The following is a 25,894-nucleotide window of genomic DNA, read 5'->3' on the forward strand; positions in this document are numbered from 1 at the left end:
GATGGCCGGACCGAGCCTCGCCGCGCTCGTCGACCGCCGTCTCTGGGTGTACGGCGGCGGACTGGCGGCGGTCCTTCTCGTCCGGACGCTCCTCTCACCCTCGGCGGGACGGGCCCTCGCCGTGAGTCTCGTCCTCGGCGTGATGGTGCTGACATACGCGGCCGAACTGTGGCACGCCGCCGAGCAGCCGTCCGTCCGCCCCGGCCTCCTGGGGGCGGGCGTGGCCGGCGTCGTCGTCGGGTGCTGGCTGGTGCTCACGGACACGCTCGCCGGCCTGGTGTTCGTCGCCGGGGGCCTCCTCTTTCTCAACCGCGGCCTGACCGGTGGGGGGTCGGCGTGACCGGGGCGGCGCCGTCGGCCGACGTCCACGTCCACGTCCACCTCGTGATGGCCGGGACCTTCCCCCTGCGGATGGCCGACCTGCTGTTTACCGACGACGCGCTGGTGATTCCGGAGTACCACTACCTGACGCCACTGCTGGGTATCGCCCGGGGCAAGACCCACGCTGTGGCCGAGGAGGCCGTCGAGCGGTACCGGACCGGCGGCGTCGCCGCCCTCGTCGACTTCGCCGAGCGGACCCACCGCCTCGGCTACGAGGACGTAGCGCGCGTCAGAATCTACGAGGGACGGCGCCTCGGCCGGCCGAAGGTCGCCGTCGACGTCGTCGCCGGTCCGCCCTACGCCTACCGCGTCCACGCCCCGGTCGACGTGGCTGCGCTCACGGACGCGCTGGCGGCGCTGGGCCGCCGGCGCGGGTTCGAGGTCGTCCGGGAGCGCGGGGTCGGTCTGCGACCGGTCGCCAGCCTCCGGCGGTTCCTCGCCGACCGCTAGGCCAGCGCCGCCGCGAGCTTCTCGACTGGGTGGGGCGGTTCGGCGTCGGCCGCGTCCCGGTCGCCGAGCTGGGTCCGACAGGACGCGCCCGGGGCGACCACCGTCTCGCCGTCGCTGTCGTCGACCTGATCGAACAGGATCGAACCGATGGCCTTGCTCATCGAGAAGTGCTCGCGCTCGTACCCGAAACTCCCGGCCATCCCACAACAGCCCGAGTCCAGCGGGTCGACGTCGTAGCCCGCCCGTCGCAGGACGCCGACGGCGTGGTGGTCCTTCTTCGTCGCCTTCTGGTGGCAGTGGCCGTGATAGGTCAGCGCCTCGCCCGGGGCGGCCCACTCGACGTTGCGGTCCAGGTCGAAGCGGTCGAGGTACTCACAGAGGCCGTAGGTGTTTTCCGCGAGCGTCTCGACGGCCGCGCCCGACAGCAGGTCGAGGTAGTCCAGCTGGAACATCACGGCGTCCGAGGGCTCGACGAGGACGACGTCCCAGCCCTCGGCGACGGCCGGCGCGAGCGCCTCGACGTTCTGCTCGGCGGCCGCACGGGACTTCTCGAGGAAACCCTTCGAGTGGGCGGGCCGGCCGCTGTCGGTCCGGTCGGCCAGCTGCACGTGGACGCCGGCGGCCTCGAGCACCTCGACGGCCGCCCGGCCGATCTCGGGGTGGCTGTAGTTCGTGTACGTGTCGGGGAAGAGGACGGCCTTGCGGTCGGCCGCGGCCTCGTCGACCTGCGGGCCCCGGTCGGCGAACCAGTCCTGCAGGCTCTCGCGCTCGAAGGTCGGCAGCGTCCGGTCGCTGGCGATGCCGACCGTCTTCTCGATGACCGTCCGGGCCCCGGGAACCGCCGAGGCGGCGTTCGAGAGCGGGGCGAGCGCGCTGCCGAGCCTGGCGAGGGTGTCGACGTTGGCAAAGAGCTTGTCCCGGAGGCTCGACCCGTGTTCCTGGTGGTAGGCGTGTGTCACCTCGGCCTTGAGTTTCGCCATGTCGACCTCGCTCGGGCAGTCCTTGGCACACCCCTTGCAGCCGATACAGAGGTCGAGCACCTCGGACATGAACTCCTCGTCGGTCGGATCGTCGGGCAGGTCGCCGCTCATCGCCTGCCGGAGCATGTTCGCCCGGCCCCGCGTGGCAGTGATCTCCTCGTCGGCCGCCCGGTAGGTCGGACACATGACGCCCCGGTGGTCTCCTGGGGGCCCCGACAGCCCCCACAGCCGTGACAGAGCTCGACCATGCCCTGCATCCCGTTGTCGTTGTCCCACTCCAGGGTCTCCTCGAACCCGGCGTCGAACTCGTACTCGGGGTCGAACCGGAGGTGCTCGGTCATGTCCACGTCACCACAGACCTGTCCAGGGTTGAGAATCCAGTCCGGGTCGAAGGCCGTCTTCAGGTCGCGGAACGTGTTCCAGAGGTCCTCGCCGTAGAGTTTCCGGTTCCACTGGGTCCGGGCGCGGCCGTCGCCGTGCTCGCCCGAGACGCTCCCGCCGTACTTCACGACCAGGTCGGTCACCTCGTCGGCGATGGCCGCCATCTGCTCGACGCCTGCGACGGTCTTGGTGTTGACCAGCGGGCGGATGTGGAGCACGCCCGGCCCGGCGTGGGCGTAGAAGGAGGCGAAGGTGTCGTGCTCGTCGAGCAGGGCCTGGAAGTCGGCGACGTACTCGGGCAACCGCTCGGGCGGGATGGCGGTGTCCTCGATGAACGCGACGTGTTTCGCGTCGGTGGTCCGAGAGAGGAGGATGGGGAGGCCGGACTTGCGGAGCTTCCAGAACTTCTCGCGCTGGGCGTCCTCGTGGGCCTCCAGGGCGTCGAAGGCCCGCACCGGCGCCGACACGGAAACGCCGCCGTCGGTCGGGTCGGCCTGGGCGTCGACGCCGTCGGTCCGGTCGGCGAGCAGGTCCGCGACCTTCCGCTTGCCCGCCTCGTCGGTCTCGGCGTAGAACTCCACCAGCAGGACCGCGCGGGTCCCCCCGGGGAGCATGTCGACGACGTCGGCGAACTCCGCCGTCTCCCGGGCCATGTCGACGAGCACGTCGTCCAGAATCTCGACGGCCGCGGGGTCGTGTTCGAGGATGTCCGAGACGTCGGTCATCGCCTCGATGAGGTCGTCGTAGGCCAGCAGCGCCATCGACTTCGTCGCGGGGATCGGTTCCAGCGACACCTCGGCCTCGGTGACCACGGCGAGGGTCCCCTCGCTGCCGGCCAACAGCGAGGCGAGGTTGACGACGCCGTCCTCGCGCAGTTCCTGTACCACCCAGTCCAAGTTGTACCCCGAGACGTTGCGCTTGAGATCGGGGTAGCGGGCGTCGATCTCGTCCTGTTCTTCCTCCAGGACGCGCTCCAGTTCGGCGTAGATTCGCGCCTCCAGGTCGCCGTCGGGGTCGGCCCGTGCCCGCAGTTCATCGCGGGTGACCTCGCCGAAGGTGGTGACGGTGCCGTCGGCCAGCACCACCTCACATTCCTCGACGTAGGCGTCGGTCTTGCCGTACTTCAGCGAGTGGGCGCCGGTGGAGTTGTTGCCGATGGCCCCACCGAGGACGCTCTTGTCGCCCCAGGCGGGGTCGGGAGCGAACTTCAGGCCGTCGTCGGCAAGCGCGGCGTTCAGGTCGCCCAGCGTGATGCCTGGTTGCGCCCGGGCCCACCGGTCGTCCGGCCGCGTCTCGACCAGGGCGTCCATGTGCTGGCTGAAGTCGAGCACGACGGCTTCGTTGACCGTCTGGCCGGCGAGGCTCGTGCCGCCGCCCCGCGGGAGCACCGGTATCTCGCGGTCGGCACAGTAGGAGACGACGGCCGCGACGTCCGCCGTCGAGCGGGGGAAGACGACCCCGATGGGTGTCACCTCGTAGATGCTCGCGTCGGTCGCGTACAGTTGCCGGGAGTACTCGTCGAAGCGTACCTCGCCCTCGATCAGTTCCTCGAGGTCGGCGACGAGGCCGGGACGCGCGACGTCGTCGCTCCGGTAGTCGTAGGCCGATTCGTCCGTCGATGGGCCGGAGTCGGTTGCCATGGTAGCGTTCTCCCCTGGGGCGCTGGGCGACCTGGACCGGTCGGCAGGTCGCAGTCAACGCAGTCCCTAGGCTGTAATCAAACGAGCATCAAAATTGTTCGCATGTTCGCCCCCACCCAGTCGGACGACGAGACCGATGCCAGCGAACGGCCGGCTACCGGTCGAACAGACGTCTAATCCGACGCGTTCCGGCGACACCGGTACGTTTACCTCGGTTGCATACGTGTGCACGGGACGAAATGGTCACATCGCACACGGACGCGTTCGTCGAGTCGGCCCGGCGCGTCGACGCCGTGGTGACGCCCACCACCGCCGACGAGTTCGCGGCCACGCTCGAGGACGCCGTCACGGAGCCGGCCGTCGGGACGCCACTCCCGTTCGAGGGGGCCTCCTACGACGGCACCCCGGTCGACGGGGCGCCGACGGGGGCCGCCCTCGCTGAAGCGGCGACGGGCGTCACCGCCGGCGCCGCCGCCATCGCCGACTACGGGTCGGTCGTCCTCCAGGAGACCGGAGCCGGCGAGGAACTGCTCGGCCTCTATCCCGACCGGCACGTCGTCGTGGTCGCGGCCAGCGACGTGGTTCCGGACATGCCCGCCGCCTTCGAGGAACTGGGCGAACGGTTCGCCGAGGGGCCGAGAGACGCGATACTCGCCACCGGCCCGAGCGCCACCGCGGACATGGGAGCGGTCGTGAAAGGCGTCCACGGCCCGCGTGACGTGCACGTCCTGTTGCTGGAGGACCGATGAGCGACTCGCGCCGACAGAAGGCGGCCCGCATCCGCTCGCTCATAGAGACCGAGGGCGACGCCGTCTTCGAGAACACCACGACGTTCAACGACGGGCGCTACGAGTCCGTCCAGAAACTCGACGACTACGAGGAACTGAAGTCCCGAGCCCGGGCCATCAAGGAGGACGCCATCGCGGACCTCCCGGACCTCGTCGAACAGGTCCGCGAGACCGTCGAGGGAAACGGCGGGACGGTCTACCTGGCCGAGGACGAGGCCGACGCCCAGCGGTACATCGCCGAGGTGGTCGCGGACCGCGACGCCGACTCGGTGGTCAAGAGCAAGTCGATGACGAGCGAGGAGATAGAGATCAACGAACACCTCGAATCGAAGGGCGTCGACGTCTGGGAGACGGACTTAGGCGAGTTCGTCCTCCAGGTGGCCGACGAGGCGCCGAGCCACATCGTCGCACCGGCCATCCACCGCTCCCGGGAGAACATCGCCGAACTGTTCAACGCCCACTTCGAGACCGACGCGCCCCTGGAGACCGCCGAGGACCTCACCGAGTTCGCCCGCGAGTACCTCGCCGAGCAGATCAAGGACGCCGACGTGGGCATGACCGGCGCGAACTTCGTCACCGCGGACACGGGCACCATCGCCCTGGTGACCAGCGAGGGCAACGCCCGCAAGTCCGTCGCGACGACCGACACCCACGTCGCCGTCGCGGGCGTCGAGAAGATCGTCCCCAGCCTCGGGGACCTCCAGCCGTTCGTCGAACTCATCGGCCGGTCGGGCACGGGCCAGGACATCACGGCCTACGTCTCCCTGCTGACCCCGCCCGTCGGGACACCGGTGCCGGACTTCGAGGACGACGAGACGCCGCTGGCCGAGGTCGACGACGACCGCGACTACCACCTCGTGTTGATCGACAACGGTCGTATGGCGATGCGCGACGACGACGACCTGCGCGAGACACTCTACTGCATCCGCTGTTCGGCGTGTGCAAACTCCTGTGCGAACTTCCAGCACGTCGGCGGCCACGCCTTCGGCGGCGAGACCTACTCCGGCGGCATCGCCACCGGATGGGAGGCCGGCGTCCACGGCGAGGACAGCGCCGCCGAGTTCAACGATTTGTGTACCGGCTGTTCGCGGTGTGTCAACCAGTGCCCGGTCGAGATAGACATCCCGTGGATTAACACCGTCGTCCGGGACCGCATCAACCGCGGCGCGGACCCCGACTCGTTCGACTTCCTCGTCGAAGGGCTGACCCCCGACGCGGAACCGGCGGGCCTGGACGTCCAGAAACGCTTCTTCGGCAACTTCGAGACGGCGGCGAAACTGGGCAGTGCCACCGCGCCGCTGTCGAACTGGATGATGGAGGCCGGCCCGGTCCGGTCGGCGCTCGAGCGGTTCGTCGGCGTGGACGGCCGGCGGGACCTGCCGACCTTCGAACGCGAGACGTTCCGGGAGTGGTTCGCCGACCGGGGCGCGCGGGTCGACCCCGCCGACGCCACTCGCGAGGTGGTGCTGTACCCCGACGTCTACACGAACTACGTCTCGACGGCCCGCGGGAAGGCCGCCGTCCGGGCGTTAGAATCCCTGGACGTCCACGTGACCGTCCCCGGGGTCGGCGAGTCCGGCCGCGCCCCGCTCTCCCAGGGGATGGTGTCGACGGCCAGCGAGAAGGCCAGCCGAGTCTACGGCGCGCTCGCGGAACATATCGACGCCGGGCGAGACGTGGTGGTCGTCGAGCCCTCGGACCTGGCGATGTTCGCCCGCGAGTACGAGCGCCTGCTCCCCGAGCAGTCCCACGAGCGCCTCGCCGAGCGCAGCTACGAGGTCATGGAGTACCTCTACGGCCTGCTGGAGAACGGCGGGGACCCGGCGGCGTTGGCGAACGGGAGCGAGGCCGTGGCCTACCACTCCCACTGCCAGCAGCGGACGCTCGGCCTGGAGGCCCACACCGTGGCCGTCCTCGAACGCCTGGGCCACGACGTGGTCACCTCCGACGTGGAGTGCTGTGGCATGGCCGGCAGCTTCGGCTACAAGCAGGAGTACTACGACCTCTCGATGGACGTCGGCGACGAGCTGGCCGCCCAGTTCACGACCGACGGGACGCGCGACCGGACCGTCGTCGCGAGCGGCACCTCCTGCCTGGAACAGCTCGACTCGCTGCTCCAGCGCGTGCCGACCCACCCCGTCGAACTCGTCGCGCCGCGCTGACCGTCACCCGCCGTCGGCCCGTTCGAGGTCGGCGGCCGCCGCGTGGAGACGGTCGCTGGTCCGCGACGCGAGCAGGAGGCGTGCCGCACCCGTCGACGTCGCCGCGTTCAGCCACCGGGCCAGGCGGCGCCGCGGCGGGAACCGCGAGTGCAGGGCGACGGCCGTCCGCCAGGCGCTGTCGCGGCACTCGTCGATGGTGAGGACGGTCAGCCACTCGTCGGCGCGGCCGAAGGAGTCGTCGATGCGGGCGACGCCGTCGGCATCGCGCTCGACCAGCGAGTCCTGGGCCTCGTCGACCAGCGTGCGGATGACGTCCGTGACGGCGTGGTGGTCCGCGTACTTCTGCCGGCGGTTCGGCCCGACGCCGACGCGTTCGAGCGTCAGCGCCAGGTCGTAGTTGATGTGGGCGTTCACGCCGAGCATCGCGTCCTGGACCACCAGCGAGTCCCCGCGTGCCGCGGCGTCGAACGCGAGTCGCCAGGCCGTCGGGAGCGACTCGTGGCGGCCGGCCTCGTAGCGGTAGACGGCCGCTCGATAGAGGTCCGCGAAGGTGAGTAAGTACTCACTCACCCATTCCGGGTCGGCGAACGTCCGCCGCCGGATGCCCGCGGCGACGGCGGCGGTCATCTGCGTGTATATGGTCAGGAACACCGCCCGGCGGTCGCGCTGGGACTCGAACACGCGGTTGAGGGTCGCGAGCCGGCGGTGGGCGTCGGCCACGTCGGCGTACGGCGTCTCGACCAGGGCGAGTACGTCGGGGTCGCCGGCCGGGGCCGGTGACTCCAGGCGGGGCGGCCGGACGCCGCTGACCGCATATTTCAACTGGGTGCGCCGCCCGCCCGTCGGCGACGCGTCGTGGAACATCACTGGGACGGACGTCGGCTGTCCTCATAACTGCTCACCGCGGCCTGGTCGTGAAAAACGGCCCCCTCAGGCGGCCCCGGCGGGGCGCTGGCGCGACAGCTCGTCGGTCTCCGTTTCGCTGCCGCGGCGGGTGTACTCGACGCCCGCCACGAAGGCCAGCGCCCAGGCGAGCATGAGCGCGCCACCGACGACGCCGACGCTCGACGCGAGAGTCGGCCACGCGATGGAGACGATGCCGATGAATCCGGCCAGCAGACCGGCAAACCAGGTCGGGTAGCGCCAGTCGCGGTCGCGGAACACGGCGAGCCCGCCCATCAGGACGACGAGGAACGCCGAGACGGCCATCCCGCCGTAGTGGACGAATGCCACGTGTCCCATCGGGTCGGCGGGACCGATCTGTTTCAGCAGCTCCAGGCCCGCGTAGGCCAGCAGCGGGACGGCCCCGATGACGTACAGCGCGGCGACCCGGCGGTCCACGCGGTCGGCCCGCTCGAAGCGGAACAGCGACCGGCCGGCGGGGTGCAGCGCAAGCGCGACCAGCGCCAGCACGGCCGAGACGGCGAACCCGGTCAGGAGCGGCGAGTCGGCCAGGAACGCCAGGACGGCGACGGTCAGGATGCCGACGACTGGGGCCAGGATGGTGTTGACCCGCCGGCGCGGGTGGTACAGCACGAGCAGGGCCGGGACGACGACGCCCAGGACCAGCAGCGGCGAGATCACCATGTCGTGTATCTGGTGGGCCCCGTAGGACTGGAACCAGCCCAGGACGCCGGCCCCGATGACCTCGCGCGGCGTCAGCGCGACGTTGAGCCCGGCCAGCGCGAGGACGGCGAGGCTAAAGAGCACGAACCGTATCTTCTGGGTCGTAGTCAGCGATCCAAAGCCCGACTCGGTGGCCGAACCCTGTTCGACGGTGGTTACCATGTGAATCAATTATATAAGTACACTGACTATGGCTAAATACCTTGCTAACGACACGATAGCACTTGCTCGTGAGATGCTATCGATCGGTATATCAGCCGTTTCCATTTACCACCGCCACTTTTCGACGGACAACCCGACACACAGAGAGGACTACTAATGTATCTTGTCGTCGGTCGAGGCCCACAATATGGGACGGGTCCGGCGACGGTCATCGGGCTCGCCCCCGGCATATGAATTAAGGGAGTCGCCGTCGAACGTCCGCTCGTGCGCTGTGAACGCTGCGGCGAACCCGTCGAACGGTACGAGCTCGACGGAGCGGCCGCCATCAGTTGCCCGGGGTGTGGCTTCATCGGCGTCCCGGTCGACCACAAGGCCGAGCCCCCGCCCCACGAGTCCTGGCAGGACGCCTTCGAACGGTTCTACGACCGCTTCGGCGTCGAGGCCGACGAGACGGCGTCGACAGCGACGGCCATGGTCAGACACCTGACCGACCTGGAGGGTGTGGGCCCGGCGGTCGCGACCCGTCTCAGACAGAGCGGCTACGACACCGTCGACGCGCTGGCGACGGCGACGCCCGAGGATCTGGAGGCCGTCGACGGCATCGGCCCCAGACTCGCCGCGCGGCTCATCACGCAGCTGTCGGGCGAGGAACCCGCGGCGGTGGACGCCGACGGCGGTGCGTGACCGCCGGGCCGCTCAGTAGTTCTTGAATAGTTGCTGCCGGACGTCGTCTTTCGTCCGCACCCCTTCGGTCGTCCCGTCCGGCAGGTCCACCTCGTATGGCGCCTCGCCGTCCTCGGTCTTGCGCCACTTGTCGTCGTGCTCGCGGAGCAACTGGTTGGCCATCGAGAGGGCGTCGCCCGCGTCGTCGACCGGGTTCGACGTGGTGGTGGCCGTCGATTCCCCGTCCGCGTCGGTATCGGCCGCCTCGGCGTCGTCTGCCGTCGCGTCGGCGTCAGCGTCCGCATCGGCGGTGGCCGGCGACGTGTCCTCGGCCGTCTCGTCGTCAGCCACGGCCTCGGCTCCGTCCTCGTCCCCCGCGTCGGCCAGGCGGTCGGCCAGTTCCGTGGGCCCGAGTTCCGAGAGCAGTTTGCCCCGCATCTCGTCGGCGTCGATGCCGCTGCCGGGGATGTCGGGCACCTCGGCGGCGATGTGCTGGAGTTCTGGATACTCCGCCGTCGCGATGCGCTCGTATCCCTCGGCGACCACCACGGAGTCGCGCTCGTCCGGCGGCGTGTAGGTGTCAAGCAGGTAGTCGACGGCGTCCTCGAGGCGCGCGTGGCCGTATGTGTCGACGAACGCGGCCTCGACGTCCGCCCGGATGGCCTCGAGTTGTTCGTACTGCGACTCGGTGAGCGATATCTCCGGCATCGTGCGGTCACACGCCGCCGACGGGTATAATTCGTTCCCCGGGTCCGTCACGCCGAGCGACACGTTCCATCGCGTACCGGTCGAGCGCCGCTACGACACGACATCAGCCTCGCGCCGAGACTGATTCTCGCAGGGCCCACACGTCCGTCGTCGGGTCCAGCCGCGTGGGTTCTGCGCCGCGCTCGGTGAGGATGCCCGCGTGGTACAGCATCGCCTTCAGCTGGAAGACCGTCGGCGAGTGATAGACCTCGCCGTCGACGAGCGCGTCGGACCGGAGGTCGCCCTCGGCCGTCAGCACCCGTTCGCGGGCGCGGTCCGTGCCCCGAACGAACAGCTCGACCGTGAACGTCGGGTGCTGGACGTGGAGCCACTCGACGAACTCGACCAGCGAGGGGGTCGGAAAGCCGTCGTCGTGGAGTTGCTGGAGTTCCTCGACGAGCAACCGCGTGGCCGGATACGCAAAGACGACGCGCCGGGTCAGCTCACCCCAGGCCGGCGCGGCCTCGATGAACCGAGCGCGGGACCCCGACCACTGGGCGAACACGTCGAGCGCCGCGTCGACCGAGTCGTGTCGCCTGCGCGCAAAGCGGACGACCTCGTTCCCGAGCGAGGTGAGCCGGATGGACGAGCGGTCGTCATCGACCAGGCCGAGGAAGACGGCACCGTCGACGGCGGCGTCGACGGCCTCGACGACCCTGTCCGCGACGAGTGACCGCGTATCGCCGCCGTGGGCCACCGCAATCGGGACCGCGAGGTAGTTCTTCGGGTGGTTCAGGCCGAAACTCCGGTCGGTGACGCCCTGTGCGCTGGCCTGGAACCGGAGCGCCGACGCCTCGTCAGTGGCCCGTGCACCGACGACCCGCGGTCGTTCGAGCACCCGGAGGGAGTCGCCGGTGCCGACGCCGAGGACGCCGACGTTGAGCTCCCGCGCCAGCGTCCGGGCCGACCGGGATATCGCACCGGTCGGCGCGGCGACGTAGGCGACGTTCGCTTCGTTGAGGCGGTCGTGTGCCTGTATCACCCCGCGTTCGACGTCGACCCGACCCCCGCTCGTGTGGCCCTTGGCCTCGACGGCGACCAGTGGCGGGTCGTCCCCGAGCCGGTCCACGGCGAGCAGGTCGGCGTCGAGCTGGCCGACGGCGACGAGGTCCGGGTAGCCCGACCCGACCTGAACGTGGTTGAACGGGGCCAGCGCGTCCCGCGTCTCGGCGGGAATCGGATAGTCCTCGAGCCACCGGTCCTGTGCGAACTGGGTGTCGGCGACGACGTAGGTACGCTCGTCGTCGCCCGGAAAGAGGTCCCGCTTGGCCCGTGCCAGGACCTGGGGCTCGGTCAGGCTCGCCGCCGTTGTCATACGGGCCGTTGCGGGCCAGTCCTCAAGAATCCCCCACCTGGACTCACGGCGGTGTTTAGTTAAGGGAGGATAGTCGCAAACAGCCAGAAAGCCCCGGCTGTCATCGGGCGCTTCGCGCCCGATTGCTCGCGAGACCGAGGGTCTCGCCCTGGCTGAACTCGGGGGTGGTTCGAAAGAAGCTTCGCGTCTTTCGTCATCACGAAAGATCTCCGGTCTTTCGGCGACGTCGTCCGCCGTCCTCAGAAATCGGAGATTTCTGATGGGCTGCGCAAGAGCTGCGCTCTTGCGAACGTCGTTCAGCCAGCCGCCCCTTTCAGTCCCGCCCGAAGGCGGGTGGTCAGCCGGCCTGGGTGGGACTGAAAGGGGCCGCGCTCTCAGCGAACCCCGGCGACGTCACCGAAAGACGCGGAGCGTCTTTCGAGATGATGAAAATCGCTGGCGGCGATTTTCAGATCACAAGCACTGGACGGAGCGAACGAAGTGAGCGAAGGAAGCGCGCAGCGAGCCGCGGAAGCGGAGAGCGCGGGGGCTTTCTGGCTCTCTGAACCGGGTGATGCTAAAAGAAACACTACCGCCCTCACCGACCTAGCAGCGACCGGATGCGCGCGAGCGGGCCGCCGGCCGGCGAGTCGTCCCGGGCGTCGACCCCCGGCAGTGCCTCGGAGAGCGCGCTGACCTCGGCGTCGTCGAAGCGGGGATCGGACTCGGCGTCGTCGAGCCACCGGTCCCACTCGGCCGGCGAGAGCAGTCCCTCGGAGTCCGCGTCCCACTGGTCGACCAGGGCCTCGTGGTCCCGGAACGGGACGTTCATGCCGCTGTCGCCCCAGTACAGCGGCGCGAGTTCGAAGGCGTGGGACTCGCGGCCGACCCAGACGAGGCGGTAGGGGTAGCCGTTGTAGAGGAAGACGTCGTCGGGGCTCACGACGTCCCCGTTCGGGAGTTCGAGTGTGTCCGGCATGGGTTCCAGTTGGGCCGGGAGACGGTTCAGTATTGCGCGTGGCCGAGGCTGACCGGTGAGCGAGCGGAGAAGGGGAATGTCGTGACGACCGGTCGGTCAGTACTCGTGGAGGGCGGCTCCGGATGCGGCGCCGGAGGTCACCGAGCGCCGGTGCGGCGTCGCCGTCGAACTGCTGGCAGACGGCGTGGACCTCCTCGCGCGTGATCTTGACGTTGCCCTCGCGGACGACGTCGGCCGGCCGGGTCCGCAGTTCGCGGATGGTCCCGACGGCGAGCAGGAAGGGAATCGCCCACGCCGAGAGCGTGTTGCCGCGGGTGATGGGCATCGCTTCGAGCCAGGCCTGTGCGCCGTCGAGGTACTGCTCGGCGCGTTCGGTGACCCGCTCGATGACGGGGACGAGCGACTCGACGTTGGCCCCCTGACCCACGTCGCTGTGGTCCAGGCCCTGGGCGTCGAGCAGCTCCAGCGGGAGGTAGACGTTGTTCTCTTCCTCCATGTCCGTCGCGGCGTCTTTCGCGACGTTGACCAGCTGGAGCAGGAGGGCGAACGCTCGCGCGTTCTCCTCCATCCGGCGGGCCTGGTCCTCGCTGGCGGCGTGGGTCAGCAGACCGGTCACGAGGGTGCCGACGGTGCCGGCGGCGTACCAGCAGTACTCCTCGAGTTCTTCTAAGGTCTTGATGCGGAGGCCGCCGTCGTCGGCGTAGCGGTCGACGAACATCGCCATGCCGTCGACGAGTTCGCGGACTGGACCGCGGATGGTCTCCGTCGAGTCCCCTCGAGCTGGCGGAACACGCGGACGACCCGCGGCGCTTCGTCGACGACCTCCCAGTCCGCGGACCGGGTCGCCGGCAACCACTCGTCGACCTTCGACCGGAAGGCCCGGACTGTCGTGTCCGAGGCGGGGTCGAGGACGCGGCTGTAGGTCCGCAGTAACTCCGCCTGGGCACCCGGCGGCACGTGCCCGGCGTCTTCTATCGTGTCGGCGACGCGACAGAGGAGATAGCCGACACAGATGTCCCGTGCCATCGGCTCGTCGAGTTCCGCGATTGTGAGACTAAACGTTCGCGAGACCCGGTGCACAGCGTCGTAACACCACTCGATGTCATCCTGTGCCGACCGGTCTGTTTGGTTCTGAGACATTCCCGACACCCGGCGTAAGGGTCACTGTGCTAAAAAGGATTGGCTATGGGCGACGCGCCCCGAAACAGCATCCCTAAATCGACGCCGGCCCAAGGCGGGACCATGTCCGTCACAGACGGGGTGAGACGACGGTGAACGGGGCCCGTGCGTTCGTCGTCGGACTGACCATCGCCGCCGTCGTGGTTGTCCCCGGACTCGCGAACTGGTTCCTGGGTGCAGTGGGATACCCGACAGTCGGGAGCGCAGTCTGGGTGCTCGGCTACGGTCTGGGCGTCCTGTTTATCTGGTACGAGTGGATACGCCCCCTCGACATCACCGCGCCCGAGGGCGTCTCCACGGACGAGGACGCGGCCGACGAGTGAGTAGCGTGTAGAAACAAACGGAATCAGTCACCAACGCGCATCTAACAACCCTTATTGCGCTCGTGGACGCACATCGGAGCATGACTGACCGGTCACTCGACGAGGGCACGCCGGGCTACGGCGCCCGCGCCGGCTGGACGCGCGAACAGGCGAGTCGCATCGAACGGAGCGACGACACCGTCGCCCCGATCATCTACCCGCCCGAGGACGACCAGGTTCCCGAGGTACACATCTGGGACACCTGGTTCCTCCGGACCCGCGACGGGACGCTCGCCGAGGTAGACGGCCACCGCGTCTGTTTCTCCCTGACGGCGCCGTCGGACCTCCTGCCGGGCAAGCGCCACGACGTGGCGACCATCCGGTGTTTCTACTCCCCCGACGGGCGGACCTGGCACGACGCCGGCCCCGTCTTCGAGGCGCCCCTCGGCCAGCGCCAGTGGGCCGGGTCGGCGCTGTACGACGGCGGCGACGTCTACGTCTACTACACGGCCGCCGGCGAGGACGGCGCCGACGACCTGACCTACACCCAGCGCATCGTCGGCGCGAGCGGCGGGACCATCGACACGGGCGACGGCTTTTCGCTCGAAGGACCCTGGACCCACCACGAGCTCCTGTGCCCGGACGGCGAGCGCTACGAGCGCGAGGACCAGTCCCGCGGGATGATATACACGTTCCGCGACCCGTGGTTCTTCGAGGACCCCGCGACCGGCGAGACGTGCCTGCTGTTCGAGGCCAACACCCCGGTCCCGGAGGGCAGCGACGCCTGTGGCGGCGACCCGGCCCAGCAGGAGTTCAACGGGTCGATCGGCGTCGCCCGCTCGCCGTCGGGCGACCCACTGGAGTGGGAGCTGGCCGACCCGCTGCTGGACGCCGTCTGTGTCAACCAGGAGCTCGAACGCCCGCACGTCGTCTACAGGGACGGCCTGTACTACCTCTTTGTCTCCAGTCACCTCCACACCTTCGCGCCGGGCCTGGAGGGGTTCGACGCCCTCTACGGGTTCGTCGCCGAGGAACTGCACGGCGACTACGTCCCGCTCAACGACTCCGGCCTGGTGGTCACGAACCCGGAGAACGCCCCGTTCCAGTCGTACTCCTGGATGGCGTTCCCACACGACGACGAGGTGCTGGTCCAGTCCTTTCAACTACTTCGACTTCGACGGCGGGACCCTCGACGAGATCGCACACCTGCCCGAGTCCGAGCAGATGCGTCGCTTCGGCGGGACGCTCGCGCCCACGATTCGCGTCGCCGTCGACGGGACCCGGACACGCATCCGCGGCACGCTCGGCCACTGGGAGATCCCGAAGGACGGCGAGGCGCTCCCGCCGACCGACAGCGAGCTGATTCGGCGCGGGCGGGGGCGTGACCGCGGCGGCTACGTCACTGGGACCCGCGAGGACTGACCGGGACGCCAGCAGTCACCTCGCTCGTGTCGGGCCGACGTGCTATCTGTGGTGACTGTTCGCTTCGTTGCGCAACACACCTTTATCATTCCGGAATAACCTTGCGGGTACGACGGATATCCATGAGTGAAGACTGGCCAGCGACGACGACCCACCCCCTCGTCGTCGTCGGCCACGGTGACGTGCGCTCGCTGACCGGGCCGCTCGAGTCCGTGCCGGATGTCACCGTCCGCGACGCGATGCCGGCGCCCGCGACCACCGGCGACGAGGCCGCCAGCGCGGCGGTGACGATGTTCGTCACCGACCTCACGGCGACCATCGCGCCGACGACGCGGGACCGGCTGGCCAGGCGGGACGGCCTCACGCTCTCGGTGGTCGCGGCCCCGGCGTCGGACGACAGTCTCGACGCGACGACGGCGCGGACCGCCCAGTGGCTCCGCGGGGCCGTCGACGCGATGGTCGTCGTCGAACCGGCTCACCACGAGTCCGGCGTCCGCCAGGTCGTGAGCACCTGTGCCGACATCATCTCGCGACCGGGCGTCATCAACCTCGACCTGGCCGACATCGGGACCGTGCTGGGCAGCGGCCGGGTGGCCGCCATCACCACCGGCGTCACGCCCGAGGCCGACGATATGGCCGCGACGGCGGTCAACGCCGTCGAGGAGGCCCTGAGCGCCCCGGCCGTCGACATCGGCGACTACACCGCCGTCCTCGTGAACCTGGTCGCCGGGAGCGAGCTGACGGTGAGCTCGGCCGTCGAGGCCGTCGACGGCATCCAGGCCTCGGTGCCCGACGACGCGCACCTCATCTGGGGCACCGCCGTCGACGACTCGCTGTCGGACGTCCACGCGCAGGTCGTCGCCGCCGGGAACGACTCGCCGACGTTCGACGCCATCGTCGAGCGGGCGAGCCACCCCGACCCCGGCCCGAACAACTGCCCCCGCTGTGGCGGGCACATCGCCGTCTACTCGCTGGGCGACCGCGAGACCCGCGCCTGCGAGGACTGTGGCTTCGCCGATACCCCCGGCGTGGGCACTCGGTCCTGACCGCGCTTCAGTCCTCGGGCGGCGTCGTCCGGGCGGCCGTTCTGGCTTCGTCGTGCGCCCACATCGAGCCCATCTCCCAGAGGTCCAGCGACGCGACGGTCGCGCTGCCGCTGTCGGCGGTCAGCGAGACGCCCAGCGCGTCCTCGCGGGTCGGGTAGACCCTGGTCGTCAGGCAGTGGCGCTCGTTTGCGAACACCTCGACGACCGACCCGTCGACGAACACGCGCAGGGAGAGCGGCGCGTCGTAGGGCGTGACCCGCATCGTCTTGGTGTCGCTCGTGGCCTGCGGGTCGTGGCTGGCCGACGCCCGGTCGACCGTGATGTGACTGTCGCGCGTGTAGCGAATCGGCGTGTACTCCTCGCGGTCGGGCGTCTCCAGCACGGCGAGTTCGACGGCCTCGGCGTCCTCCAGACGGACCGTCGCGCGCAGTTCGAACGAGCGGCTCTCGGCGTCGAGGTCGACTCGCTCGCCGGCCTCGAGCCGGATCGCGTCGTGGTGGACGTTCTCGCCGCGCAGCTCGGTCAGTTCCGGCGCGGGGCGCTGACAGAGACCGCCGTCGTCGGCCAGTGACAGCTCGCGGGGGACCGACATCGCGCCCGACCACCCGGCGTCCCACTGGGCGCTCACGTCGCGGGCCTCGGGCAACCAGCCCCAGGTGAGGGTGCGGCCGTCGTCGGTCCACATCGACTGGGACGCGTAGTAGTCGCCGTGGTCGAGTCTGTCGCGCCGTTCGACGTCGAACTCGCCGTCCTCGTACTCCCCCACGAAGTAGACGACGTCCTCGTAGTTCGAGACGTGGAGCAGCTGCTTTGCGCCGAAGTCGAGCAGTTCCGGACACTCCCAGACCGTCCCGTCGAGGTGCTCGTCACCGGTGAGAATCGGACCCTGGTACTCCCAGTCCCGGAGGTCCTCGGACTGATACAGCAAGACGGCGCCGCCGCCGTCCTGCATGCCCGCGCCGATGAGCTGGTTCCAGACGCCGTCGGCGCGCCAGACGCAGTGGTCGCGGAACTCCCCGTCCCAGTCCTCCGTCGAGAGGACCTGCGGTTCGAGGGGGACCTCCTCGATGATGGGGTTGTCCGGGTCCGTGACCCACGCGGAGAGGTCGTCGTCGGCCGCCGTGGCGATACAGGGCAGCTGGAGCGTGTCGCGGCCGCCGGTGTAGAGGATGGTCGGCGTCCCGTCGTCGTCGACGGCACACCCCGACCAGCAGCCGTCGCGGTCCGGGCCGTCGGGCGAAGGCGAGAGCGCGACCGGCCGGTCCACCCAGTGGACCAGGTCCTCGCTGACGGCGTGGCCCCAGTGGATGGTGCCGTGAAACGGCCCGGCCGGGTTGTACTGGTAGAACAGGTGGTACGTGCCGTCCCAGTGGATGAGTCCGTTGGGGTCGTTGAGCCAGTTGGCCGGCGCGGTGAGGTGATACGAGGGCCGGTGTGGGTCGGCCGCGAGGCGGCCTCGCAGCGCCGTCATCCCCGCCGTGTCGCGCGGCCGGTCCGTGAGCGGGACCGTCTCGTCGCCGGCCAGAAAGGCGAGCGCGTCGGCGACGAGTCGCTCCCGGTTTCCCCGGCAGACGTCGTCGGTCGGCTGGCTGAAGGAGACCGACGAGCCGATTCCCAGCACGTCGCCCTCGCCCGGGTTCCAGGCGACCGTCGACAGTTGCGAGACGACGTCCGTGTCCCCCCGGACCGTGCTCGCGAGTACCGTCCCCTCGGCCGGTGCCATCCGCTCGTAGCGGGCGTAGGGCGTCGTCACGCCCGGCCCGCGCGTGTGGACCCGAAGGGTGTCGAACGCGTCCCTCACGGGGTGGTCGCGAAACAGGGTCTTCCAGAGGTGGCCGGCGGGTTCGGGCGTCTCCGCCCAGCCGACGGCGTCGGGGGCGACGGGGTCGAACCCCAGCGGCTCCACGGCGGCCATCGCGCCCAGCGTCAGCAACAGCGCGCCGCCGTCGCGGACGGAGGACGCGATGCGGTCGGTACCGGCTGCCGGCATCTGTGCCTCGTCGAGCGGGTCGTCCCGGTGCCACCAGAGGACGTCGTAGGCCGCCGGGTCGACGTCGGCGAGCGAGCGCCGGTCGACGTCGCCCATCGCCGAACGGCACCACTCGTACGCTCGCTCCTGCTCGTCGGAACAGGACCCGGCGTAGAGACAGCCGACACGTGGGGTGTCTGCCATTGACGATACTCGTCACGCTCGATTATAAAAGGATTCGGCAATCGATCTCGACCGTTTGTGACCGAACGTGTAGGTTCGGTCGAACGGGCCGGCGGTCGAGAAACAGAGCAGCGTTCTAGGGCTACGAGACGCGCGCGTGACGGGCGGCCGCCTTCCAGTCGATGATGGTCTCGTGGCAGGCCGGGCAGACGAGTTCTGTCAGTTTCGTCGTCTCGTCGTTGTACGTCATTCTGGTGCCACAGTGCGGGCAGTTTGTCATTACAGTTCGTTATAGATTCGGCACCCACTTAAATATACAGCCCCTACCTGGAATCGGCGGGAGAATCGCTGGCCGGCGTCACTCCTCGACGACGGGTTTCGGGGCCGCCGGGACCGTCAGTTCGCGGGCCTCGATGATAGCAGAGAGACACTCGTCGTCCATCAGTCGCACGTCCACCTCGCTGGCCCGCCGGGAGACGTCGCCGCCGATGTGCCCCGAGGTCGCGAACATCACCGCGCTCACCTCAGGCCGCGCCCGCCGGCACTCCGCACACGCCTCGATGGGGTCGGCGCCGACGAGCCCTCCCTCGGTGCGGTGGTCGACGACGACGGCCATCGCCTCGCTGGCCGGATCCTCCCGTTCGGCCAGCAGGTCGTACGCAGTCGGGTCGGCCTCGCTGACCGCCCACCCCGACGCGTCGAGGACCTCGGCGACGGTCTCGGTGAACGCCTCGGGGTCGAGCGCACGGAGCTGGGCGGCCATCGAGTTGTCCTCCGCCGACTCGGTCGACTGGGCCGGAGCCTCGCCCGACTCGACGGCGTCGACGGCGGCCTCGATGTCGCTCTTGGATTCGGGGTCGTCCGCCGTCATCTCGCCCTCGGACACCGCGTCCGCCTCGGGGTCGTCCGCCGGTGCTCCGATGGTCGCCTCGACGTCGTACTCCGGTTCGAGGTCGGTCTCGATGCGGTCGGGCACCGCCTCGCCGGCCATCGCCGCCTCGACTCGCTCGATGCGCTGGTCGAGCGCCTCGAGTTCGGTCTCTAAGTGCGTGACCGCGTCCGGATAGCAGTCGCGGGCGGTCTCGAGGGCCGCCTCGTACTTGTGCCGGGCGTCCTCGTACTCCTCGATGGCCGCCTCGTACTGCTCGGCGTCGGCAAACCAGTCGCCGGCCCCCATCGCGTCGCTGGCGACGGCCCGGCGGGCGGCAGTGAGGTTCTCCGCGACGACGCGGAGTCGCTCGCGTATCTTCTCCGGGTCGCCGGCGAAGCGGCGCTCGTCTGCCCCCCAGTCGACCTGGAGGGCGGTCCGGTAGTACTCGAGCGCCTCCGCCCAGTACTCGGCGGCCTGCCCGGAGTCGTCGGCGGCCGCGGCCTCGTTGTCGGCGGCGACGGCCTTCCGGAGCGGGGACTGTTCGAGCTGTTCGATGAGCGTGTCCAGGCGGTTGCGTTCGGCGAGTATCTCGTCGATATCGGCCAGGTGCCGGTCGAGCGAGAGGATGGCCTCGTACTCGTCACGGGCCCGTTCGTAGGCGTCGTAGGCCGCCTCGTACTCGTCGGCGCGCCACAGTTCCTCGCCCTCGTCGGTCGTGCTCCGGGCCCGGCCCAGTCGGATGGACGCGAGCGTCCGCAGACACCGCTCGCGGACCACCTCGACCCGACTCGCCATCGAGTCGCCCTCGCGCCCGGTGTTGAACTCGCTCGCCGTCGCGCTGGCTTGCTCCAGCAGCGTGCTCGCCCGCTTGGCCGCGGTCAGCGCGGCGTCGTTAGACCCGTCGTTGCGCAGCTCGTTTGCCTGCACCAGTTCACGTTTGACGTCGTCGAGCGTGTTCTCGACGTGGATCCACTTCTGTGCGGCGTCGTCCAGGTACCGCGTGACCGCCCCCAGGCCGTCGCTCTCGCAGTGGATGTTCCACCGCGTCCCCCCGCTGCGGTGGAAGGTGAGTCGCCCGTGTCTGAGACTCGAGTCGCTGTCTACCGTCTCGATCTCCGCGAAGGGGACGGCGAACTGCCGGTCCCCGCCGTCGGAGTCGGCGCCGCCCACCAGGACGACGACCCGCCGGTCTGTCAGGACGGCGACAGTCCGGTACCCGCTCCCCGGTCTGACGTGGTCCGTCGTGTCCCCGGACTCGACGGAGACTCCGTTCTTCGAGTTCGTGACGACGTACTGTGGCGTCTCGTCGGCCTCTATCGCCGAGACAGCAGGTTTCTCGGCGAGATACCCTTTGGACAGGAACCCACCCCGTCCGGTGCTGGTGAGCACGTCGGGATACGACCCACCTAAATTATCTAAATTGATAATTTGACCCATTGTGAAAGACTACTATGTCGGGCACTATGATTCTCACTTATTGGTTCTGAAATTTCGTCGTTAATATTAACGGGCCACCAATTACTTGCATATCAGGAACGGCTGGAATCCCTTCCGTGGCACGGTTCCTTCGAGGGAGCTGACGACGTCTGTCGGAGGACGGACGCGCGTCTGACTGACCTTTACCTATCAGGTCCCAGTACCAGGGCGTATGCCCCGTATCCGACTGGATCCGCCGGAGTTCGGGCGGTCCACCGACGCCACCGGAGGGGACGACCGAACGAGCCGGGCGGCCGCTCGCGACGACGCCTTCGCCCGGATCGACACCGAAGTGTTCCAGGTGCTCTCGGGGACCTACGGGCTCGAGAAGTGCGGGCTCCGACCGCGAATCGATCGCTGGATGGAGTGCTGGAGCGGCGTCTAGCTGTTCTCGACCAGGCGGGCGGCGATGCGCTGTGCGCCGATGGTCGGGGCGACGTCCGGCTGTTCGGCCGCCGTCGCCTCGACGTCGCGGTTGAGCTCTTCGCTGAGACGTTCCTCGAACTCGTCGACGATGCCCGGGATACAGGCCATCCCGCCGGTCAGGACCACCGGACGGTCGAGCGCCAGCTTGTACACCTTCATGTAGTCGTTCGCCAGCTCCGGCAGGAACGTGTTTGCGAGTTCGTCGACCACGTCGTCCAAGTACTCGTCGACGGCGTCCATCACCGACCGCTCGATAGTGAACTCGTGTGACCCGCCGCCGGGCTGCTGGATGATGTCCGTGAACGGTTCGAAGTCGACGAAGTCGGCGTGGTCCTCCTTGTACTCGCGGGCGGTCTGGGTGTCGATGTTGACCCGGCCCTGGGTCTCCTCCTCGACGTAGTTGGCGATCATCCGGTCGACCTCGTTGCCCGTCACGGCACCGGTCGTGAACGGGGAGAGCTGTTCGCCCCGTCGGTACGCGGAGGCCTCGAGGTTCGTCGACCCCATGTTGACCGCGACGAATATCTGGTCGATGGCCTCGAGATCCTCGCCGAAGGCCGGAATCGACCCACAGAGCGACTCGGGGTAGCTCTCGACGAGTTCCAGGCCGATAGAGGACCCCTCGATGACCGACCGGAGGTTCTCGAGCCCGGTCGGGTTGTCGATGGTCGGGATCGCGTAGACGACGCCGCTGTCGGCCGGGAGGTCGTTCTCCTCGATGAGCGCCTCGAAGAACGTCTCGGTCATCGCCGCCCGGTCCGCGTCCTCCGGCAGGCCCGAGCGGAGCATGTACTGCACCCGGTCGGGGTACTCGCGGGCGGCCTCCTCGCCGTAGAGCACCTTCTCCTCGCCGGTGAGGGCGTCCTCGTAGGTCGCCATGCAGGTCAGCGTCTTGATGATGCGCGTGTCGGTACCGTGGTCGTCCGGGAGCGCGATGACCGTCCGCGTGCTGCCGAGTTTGACCCCGATCGGCACCACCCCGTTGGCATCGTCCGCCCCGTCAGCGTCGTCGTCACTCATGTACGATGGCGTGTTGACGCTGGTGCGGTATATAACCTCACGTCAAGAATCAGCCGTGATAAACCCGCGGTCGCGGCCCGACTCAGTCCATCGTCGACAGCTTGGCGACGTAGACGAGGCTCAGCAGGTGGTCGTCGACGCTCAGGGTGTTGCCGTCGTTCGTCGCCGACTCGTCGATGCCCAGCAAGTAGTCCGAGAGGGTCGCCTGGACGTCCTCGGTTATCCAGTCGATGGACTCGTAGTAGGAAAGCGCCTCGTCGGCGCCCTGGTAGCCCGAGTGCATCAGGAGGAACTCGAGCCACTCGAAGACCACGAACTCGGCGGCGTAGTTCTCCGGGAGCGCCCCGAGGTACGGTTTCTCCGCCGTCTCGCCGCCGAGGAAGGGGAGCAGTTCGCGGTAGAGGCCCGACCGGAACGAACTCCCAGCGAGCATCTCCTCCTCGGCCCCGTCGAGCCCGATGTCCAGGTTCGACGGGTCCGGGACGTCGTCGTCGTCGTCGGCCAGTCCGTTGTCCCGGTCGTCGCGCTGTCGGGCCATCTTGCGCAACTCGTCTAAGTCGTAGTCGCGCGGGTTTATGGTCATGTGACAGCTGTGTTCCGTCTCCTCCGTCATAAACCTTGCACACCGTCTGACGGCCGTCAGACGGCCGGACACCGAAGAATCACCGAGATTCGCACGGCCGCACCGAGTTACGCGGATGATAATCGGGCGTATTTTTATAGTGAGCGAGGGCCGAGACTCGGACAGTTGGACGATGAGTCGGCACGACGACGCCGGTCCGGCCCGCATCTGCGTGACAAACGCCAAGGGCGGGACCGGGAAGACGACGGTCGCCATAAACGTAGCCGGAGCGCTGAACGACCGGGGTCGCGACGTCCTCTTCGTCGACCTGGACCCCCAGGGCAACGCCACGGAGGGGCTCGGACTCGTCGAGGCCTACGACGCCGACCCGCCGACGCTGTTCGACGCGCTGACGCGTGACCCCGCACTCCTCTCGGACCTGGTGGTCGAACACGAGGAGATGGACGTCGTCCCCTCGAGCATCGACATGCTCCAGGCCGAACACGAGCTGACGATAGCGGATCTGATCGCCCGCGCCGGGACACAGGACCGCGACGTCGACCCGGCCGCGCTGGCCTCCTTCGCGTTCAACGTGACGCCGGCGACGGTCGAGGCCGGGCACGCCCTGGACGTGCTCGACCGGGCGCTCGGGACGGTCGAGTCCGAGTACGACTACGTCATCATCGACTCGCCTCCCTTCTACGGGAAGCTGACCGACACCGGCGTGTTCGCCGCGCGGCACATCCTGGTCCCGGCGCTGGCGGAGGCCACCTCCGAGCGGGCCATCGAACTGCTGATGGACCAGATGGCCGCGCTGGAGCGCCAGACAGGGATCAGCGTCGAGACGGTGGGCGTGGTCGCGAACCGCATCGAGACTACCTCGGAGGACGAGATGATGCTCGAGTGGTTCGACGCGGCCTTCCCGGACAGTCCGGTGTGGCAGGTCCGCAAGCGCGTCGCGCTCCAGCGGGCCTACACTGCCGGGAACTCAGTCTTCGGCGTCGAGGAACAGTGTGACATGGCCAGCGTCTTCGAGGAGATCGCCGACAGGTTCGACGAGCAGTTCGGATTCACCGAGGTGATAGCATGAGTGACGACGACCGCATGGACAGAGCAGAGCGTATCCGCGAGATGCGCGAGGGGAACCGGGCCGAGACAGACACGGACGCGACTGATGGGCCAACGGCGGATGGGCCGGCGGACGACGCGCAGGAGACCACCGCGAGCAGCGAGGGGTCGGGAGAGTCGGGGACGGCCGACCCCGACGAAGCGCCCGACAACGAGACGGCGATGGCGGCGGCCAAGCGGGCCGCCCAGACGGCCGCGGAGGTGACCGGCGGGACAGACGCCGCCGCGCAAGCCACCGAGGAGCTGCAGGCGGCCACGCAGGCGGCCGCCGAGACGGCGCAGGGCCCGACGGGCGTCGAACTCCCCGACCAGCAAGTCGTCGAGGCGGCCATGGCAGAGAGCGAGGCCGAGGAGACGACCGGCGCGGCGAGCGCCGCGGCCATGGACGAGGGGTCGAACAAGTCAGAAGAGCTCGTCCGCGTCCTCGAGTTCGCGCTGGGCGAGGAATATTACTGCCTGGACATCGAGTACGTCGAGGAGATCGTCAAGCGCGAGGACGTGACGCGGGTCCCGAACACCGAGGCCTACGTCGAGGGCGTGGTCGACCTCCGGGGACAGATAACGACGATCCTGGACCCGAAGGCGATGATGGACATCGACGACGACGGCGACCAGAACCTCATCGTCGTCTTCGATCCCGACGTGTTCGAAGAGCAGGGCGCCGTCGGCTGGATCGTCGACGAGGTCCGCCAGGTCTCGCCGATCGTCGAGGACGAGGTCAACAGCCCGCCGGTCGACGCCGACTACATCAACGGCGTCGTCGACCGGGAGGAACGAGAGCAGTTCGTCATCTGGGTCGAACCCGACGACGCACTCGAGTCGGCCACTGCCGACGGCGACTGACCGGCCTACTTCTCCGTCTCCGAGACGTCGACGATGTCGTCGGCCGCCGCCTCGACCGACTCGTCGGGGACGCCCAGCTCCTCGCGGACCAGGTCAGTCGCGTTCTCGATGGCGCCGACGGTCCCGAGGTAGCCCGCGCCGACGGTGGTCTTCAGCGCCAGCGCCGGCCGTCCGGTGACCACCGTCGGGCCCACCTTCGCGACGGCGTCGTCGCCCACCGAGACGAGCCAGCCGGGGACGTCGAATCGATACCGGTCGAGCCTGGGTTCGAAGCCGCCGTCCCCGTCGGTCAGGTGTTCGACGAGAGCGACGACGTTGCGGCCGGCGACGCGAGCCTCGCGAATCGCCGCCGCGGCGCTCGCCGGGACCGCCTCCCCGTCGGCGTCGACGATCCGCGCCGCGTCACCGACGGCGAAGGTCCGCTCGCCCAGTCGCAGGTCGGCCCTGACGACGGGTCGGTCGCCGGCCATCGCCTCGGCCCCCGTGATGCCGCCGGTCCAGACCAGCTGGTCGTGGGCCACCTCGTCGTCGTCCAGGCGGACCACGTCGGCGTCTGTGCCGGTGACCCGAGCACCGGTCCTGACGGTGACGCCCTGGCCGACCAGCGCGTCCCGGACCGCCCGCTGGAACGACTCCGCGAAGGTCGGCGCGACGTGGCCCTCCTGTTCGAGCAGGAGTACCTCGACGTCCATCGACTCCTCGCGGGCCAGCGCGGCGAGTTCGCCGGCCACCTGGACGCCCGAGAGGCCCGCGCCGCCGACGACCACGCGGTCGCCGTCCCCGAGCGCGAGGAAGTCCTCGCGAATACGGGTCGCGTGATCGAGTCGCTTCAGCGGCGTCGCGTGGGAGCGAAGGCCCGGGACGTCGAAGAAGGCCGTCTCGGCCCCGAGACAGACCGCCCCGACGTCGAAATCGAGGCGCTCCTCGCCGTCGCCGGCCCCGAGGGTCGCGACCCCCGCGTCGGCGTCGACCCCCGACACCGTCGCCCGGCGGACCGTGCAGTCCAGCACCTCGTGGAGGTCGACGGTTATCTCGTCGGCCAGCGACGGCCGCCGGACCACCCGGTGGAGTTCGTGCTGGACGAGGTGGTCGCGGGCCTCGTCGACGACGACGAGGTCGGCCGTCGCCGGGAGCGTGCGTTCGAGTCTGCGAGCGAGTGTCAGGCCGGCGTATCCGGCACCGAGGACGGCGACGCGCATGCCAGTCTGTTAGGT

At 69.1% G+C, this 25,894-nt stretch carries 20 protein-coding genes and 3 pseudogenes; 11 read left to right on the forward strand and 12 right to left on the reverse strand.

The window, feature by feature from the left end; translation table 11 throughout:
* Position 1: 1 nt before the first annotated feature.
* Positions 2–340 (forward strand): hypothetical protein, encoded by a 339-nt coding sequence (locus tag P1N55_RS05715; protein ID WP_276277989.1) that lies wholly within the window; start codon positions 2–4, stop codon positions 338–340.
* On the forward strand, positions 337–831 hold the full coding sequence (locus P1N55_RS05720; RefSeq protein ID WP_276277990.1) for a hypothetical protein: 495 nt from the start codon (positions 337–339) through the stop codon (positions 829–831). The genes P1N55_RS05715 and P1N55_RS05720 overlap by 4 nt, the downstream gene beginning before the upstream one ends.
* On the opposite strand, the pseudogene P1N55_RS05725 reads toward P1N55_RS05720, so the two are convergent.
* Positions 828–3,832: pseudogene (locus P1N55_RS05725) on the reverse strand (FAD-binding and (Fe-S)-binding domain-containing protein). The gene P1N55_RS05720 and the pseudogene P1N55_RS05725 sit on opposite strands and share 4 nt — an antisense overlap.
* A 239-nt stretch (positions 3,833–4,071) precedes the next feature.
* Between P1N55_RS05725 and P1N55_RS05730 the strand changes: the two are divergent.
* Both P1N55_RS05730 and P1N55_RS05735 read left to right on the forward strand, forming a co-directional pair.
* On the forward strand, positions 4,072–4,581 hold the full coding sequence (locus P1N55_RS05730; RefSeq protein ID WP_276277991.1) for an LUD domain-containing protein: 510 nt from the start codon (positions 4,072–4,074) through the stop codon (positions 4,579–4,581).
* Positions 4,578–6,782 carry an LUD domain-containing protein gene (locus P1N55_RS05735; protein ID WP_276277992.1) on the forward strand — a complete coding sequence of 735 codons (2,205 nt, stop codon included), beginning with the start codon at positions 4,578–4,580 and terminating at the stop codon, positions 6,780–6,782. Before P1N55_RS05730 ends, P1N55_RS05735 begins: the two co-directional genes overlap by 4 nt.
* Before the next feature lie 3 nt (positions 6,783–6,785).
* On the opposite strand, the gene P1N55_RS05740 is transcribed toward P1N55_RS05735, so the two are convergent.
* Both P1N55_RS05740 and P1N55_RS05745 read right to left on the reverse strand, forming a co-directional pair.
* A complete protein-coding gene (locus tag P1N55_RS05740; RefSeq protein WP_276277993.1) occupies positions 6,786–7,646 on the reverse strand; it encodes a DUF5995 family protein in 861 nt (286 codons plus the stop codon).
* A 66-nt stretch (positions 7,647–7,712) separates the two neighbouring features.
* Positions 7,713–8,570, reverse strand: coding sequence for a hypothetical protein (locus tag P1N55_RS05745; protein ID WP_276277994.1), 858 nt, complete (start codon positions 8,568–8,570; stop codon positions 7,713–7,715).
* A 264-nt stretch (positions 8,571–8,834) separates the two neighbouring features.
* On the opposite strand from P1N55_RS05745, the gene P1N55_RS05750 reads away from it, so the two are divergent.
* A complete protein-coding gene (locus tag P1N55_RS05750) occupies positions 8,835–9,254 on the forward strand; it encodes a helix-hairpin-helix domain-containing protein (RefSeq protein ID WP_276277995.1) in 420 nt (139 codons plus the stop codon).
* Positions 9,255–9,266: 12 nt separating this feature from the next.
* On the opposite strand, the gene P1N55_RS05755 is transcribed toward P1N55_RS05750, so the two are convergent.
* The 4 genes and pseudogenes from P1N55_RS05755 to P1N55_RS05770 all read right to left on the reverse strand — a co-directional run.
* Positions 9,267–9,941, reverse strand: a complete 675-nt coding sequence (locus tag P1N55_RS05755) for a hypothetical protein (protein ID WP_276277996.1) — start codon at positions 9,939–9,941, stop codon at positions 9,267–9,269.
* Between the two features lie 103 nt (positions 9,942–10,044).
* Positions 10,045–11,295 (reverse strand): hypothetical protein, encoded by a 1,251-nt coding sequence (locus P1N55_RS05760; protein WP_276277997.1) that lies wholly within the window; start codon positions 11,293–11,295, stop codon positions 10,045–10,047.
* Positions 11,296–11,872: 577 nt separating this feature from the next.
* A complete protein-coding gene (locus P1N55_RS05765) occupies positions 11,873–12,253 on the reverse strand; it encodes a hypothetical protein (RefSeq protein ID WP_276277998.1) in 381 nt (126 codons plus the stop codon).
* A gap of 109 nt (positions 12,254–12,362) precedes the next feature.
* Positions 12,363–13,393: pseudogene (locus P1N55_RS05770) on the reverse strand (phytoene/squalene synthase family protein); the annotation flags it as partial.
* A gap of 131 nt (positions 13,394–13,524) precedes the next feature.
* Here P1N55_RS05770 and P1N55_RS05775 point away from each other — a divergent pair.
* From P1N55_RS05775 to P1N55_RS05785, 3 genes and pseudogenes are all read left to right on the forward strand, one after another.
* Positions 13,525–13,755, forward strand: a complete 231-nt coding sequence (locus tag P1N55_RS05775) for a hypothetical protein (protein WP_276277999.1) — start codon at positions 13,525–13,527, stop codon at positions 13,753–13,755.
* 80 nt (positions 13,756–13,835) lie between these two features.
* Positions 13,836–15,156 (forward strand): annotated as a pseudogene (locus P1N55_RS05780) (glycoside hydrolase family 68 protein).
* Between the two features lie 122 nt (positions 15,157–15,278).
* A complete protein-coding gene (locus P1N55_RS05785) occupies positions 15,279–16,202 on the forward strand; it encodes an FtsZ/tubulin family protein (RefSeq protein WP_276278000.1) in 924 nt (307 codons plus the stop codon).
* Between the two features lie 7 nt (positions 16,203–16,209).
* Here P1N55_RS05785 and P1N55_RS05790 read toward each other — a convergent pair whose 3' ends face one another.
* Together P1N55_RS05790 and P1N55_RS05795 are read right to left on the reverse strand one after the other, a co-directional pair.
* The gene (locus P1N55_RS05790; RefSeq protein WP_276278001.1) at positions 16,210–18,375 is read right to left on the reverse strand and encodes a glycoside hydrolase family 32 protein; all 2,166 of its coding nucleotides are present in this window, start codon (positions 18,373–18,375) and stop codon (positions 16,210–16,212) included.
* Between the two features lie 337 nt (positions 18,376–18,712).
* Complete coding sequence (locus tag P1N55_RS05795; RefSeq protein WP_276278002.1) at positions 18,713–20,614, reverse strand: restriction endonuclease; 1,902 nt, start codon at positions 20,612–20,614, stop codon at positions 18,713–18,715.
* 259 nt (positions 20,615–20,873) lie between these two features.
* On the opposite strand from P1N55_RS05795, the gene P1N55_RS05800 reads away from it, so the two are divergent.
* Entirely contained in the window at positions 20,874–21,086 is a 213-nt protein-coding gene (locus P1N55_RS05800; RefSeq protein WP_276278003.1) for a hypothetical protein, read from the forward strand.
* Here the strand turns inward: P1N55_RS05800 and P1N55_RS05805 are convergent.
* Both P1N55_RS05805 and P1N55_RS05810 read right to left on the reverse strand, forming a co-directional pair.
* Entirely contained in the window at positions 21,083–22,147 is a 1,065-nt protein-coding gene (locus tag P1N55_RS05805) for a rod shape-determining protein (RefSeq protein ID WP_276278004.1), read from the reverse strand. The two genes, P1N55_RS05800 and P1N55_RS05805, sit on opposite strands and share 4 nt — an antisense overlap.
* A gap of 82 nt (positions 22,148–22,229) precedes the next feature.
* Positions 22,230–22,730, reverse strand: coding sequence for a FlaD/FlaE family flagellar protein (locus P1N55_RS05810; protein WP_276278005.1), 501 nt, complete (start codon positions 22,728–22,730; stop codon positions 22,230–22,232).
* A gap of 172 nt (positions 22,731–22,902) precedes the next feature.
* On the opposite strand from P1N55_RS05810, the gene P1N55_RS05815 reads away from it, so the two are divergent.
* Both P1N55_RS05815 and P1N55_RS05820 read left to right on the forward strand, forming a co-directional pair.
* On the forward strand, positions 22,903–23,799 hold the full coding sequence (locus tag P1N55_RS05815) for a ParA family protein (protein WP_276278006.1): 897 nt from the start codon (positions 22,903–22,905) through the stop codon (positions 23,797–23,799).
* A complete protein-coding gene (locus P1N55_RS05820; RefSeq protein ID WP_276278007.1) occupies positions 23,796–24,680 on the forward strand; it encodes a chemotaxis protein CheW in 885 nt (294 codons plus the stop codon). Before P1N55_RS05815 ends, P1N55_RS05820 begins: the two co-directional genes overlap by 4 nt.
* 5 nt (positions 24,681–24,685) lie before the next feature.
* Here the strand turns inward: P1N55_RS05820 and P1N55_RS05825 are convergent, their stop codons facing one another.
* On the reverse strand, positions 24,686–25,879 hold the full coding sequence (locus P1N55_RS05825) for an NAD(P)/FAD-dependent oxidoreductase (RefSeq protein ID WP_276278008.1): 1,194 nt from the start codon (positions 25,877–25,879) through the stop codon (positions 24,686–24,688).
* Positions 25,880–25,894: the final 15 nt, after the last annotated feature.

The sequence above is a fragment of the Haloarcula regularis genome (assembly GCF_029338315.1).
Classification (GTDB): Archaea; Halobacteriota; Halobacteria; order Halobacteriales; family Haloarculaceae; genus Haloarcula; species Haloarcula regularis.

Excerpts from the sequence above, each read along its gene's own strand:
- P1N55_RS05715 (WP_276277989.1), top strand. The coding sequence starts at position 2 with ATGGCCGGACCGAGCCTCGCCGCGCTCGTCGACCGCCGTCTCTGGGTG.
- P1N55_RS05730 (WP_276277991.1), top strand. The coding sequence starts at position 4,072 with ATGGTCACATCGCACACGGACGCGTTCGTCGAGTCGGCCCGGCGCGTC.
- P1N55_RS05735 (WP_276277992.1), top strand. The coding sequence starts at position 4,578 with ATGAGCGACTCGCGCCGACAGAAGGCGGCCCGCATCCGCTCGCTCATA.
- P1N55_RS05740 (WP_276277993.1), bottom strand. The coding sequence starts at position 7,646 with ATGTTCCACGACGCGTCGCCGACGGGCGGGCGGCGCACCCAGTTGAAA.
- P1N55_RS05745 (WP_276277994.1), bottom strand. The coding sequence starts at position 8,570 with ATGGTAACCACCGTCGAACAGGGTTCGGCCACCGAGTCGGGCTTTGGA.
- P1N55_RS05755 (WP_276277996.1), bottom strand. The coding sequence starts at position 9,941 with ATGCCGGAGATATCGCTCACCGAGTCGCAGTACGAACAACTCGAGGCC.
- P1N55_RS05760 (WP_276277997.1), bottom strand. The coding sequence starts at position 11,295 with ATGACAACGGCGGCGAGCCTGACCGAGCCCCAGGTCCTGGCACGGGCC.
- P1N55_RS05765 (WP_276277998.1), bottom strand. The coding sequence starts at position 12,253 with ATGCCGGACACACTCGAACTCCCGAACGGGGACGTCGTGAGCCCCGAC.
- P1N55_RS05785 (WP_276278000.1), top strand. The coding sequence starts at position 15,279 with ATGAGTGAAGACTGGCCAGCGACGACGACCCACCCCCTCGTCGTCGTC.
- P1N55_RS05790 (WP_276278001.1), bottom strand. The coding sequence starts at position 18,375 with ATGGCAGACACCCCACGTGTCGGCTGTCTCTACGCCGGGTCCTGTTCC.
- P1N55_RS05800 (WP_276278003.1), top strand. The coding sequence starts at position 20,874 with ATGCCCCGTATCCGACTGGATCCGCCGGAGTTCGGGCGGTCCACCGAC.
- P1N55_RS05805 (WP_276278004.1), bottom strand. The coding sequence starts at position 22,147 with ATGAGTGACGACGACGCTGACGGGGCGGACGATGCCAACGGGGTGGTG.
- P1N55_RS05810 (WP_276278005.1), bottom strand. The coding sequence starts at position 22,730 with ATGACCATAAACCCGCGCGACTACGACTTAGACGAGTTGCGCAAGATG.
- P1N55_RS05815 (WP_276278006.1), top strand. The coding sequence starts at position 22,903 with ATGAGTCGGCACGACGACGCCGGTCCGGCCCGCATCTGCGTGACAAAC.
- P1N55_RS05820 (WP_276278007.1), top strand. The coding sequence starts at position 23,796 with ATGAGTGACGACGACCGCATGGACAGAGCAGAGCGTATCCGCGAGATG.
- P1N55_RS05825 (WP_276278008.1), bottom strand. The coding sequence starts at position 25,879 with ATGCGCGTCGCCGTCCTCGGTGCCGGATACGCCGGCCTGACACTCGCT.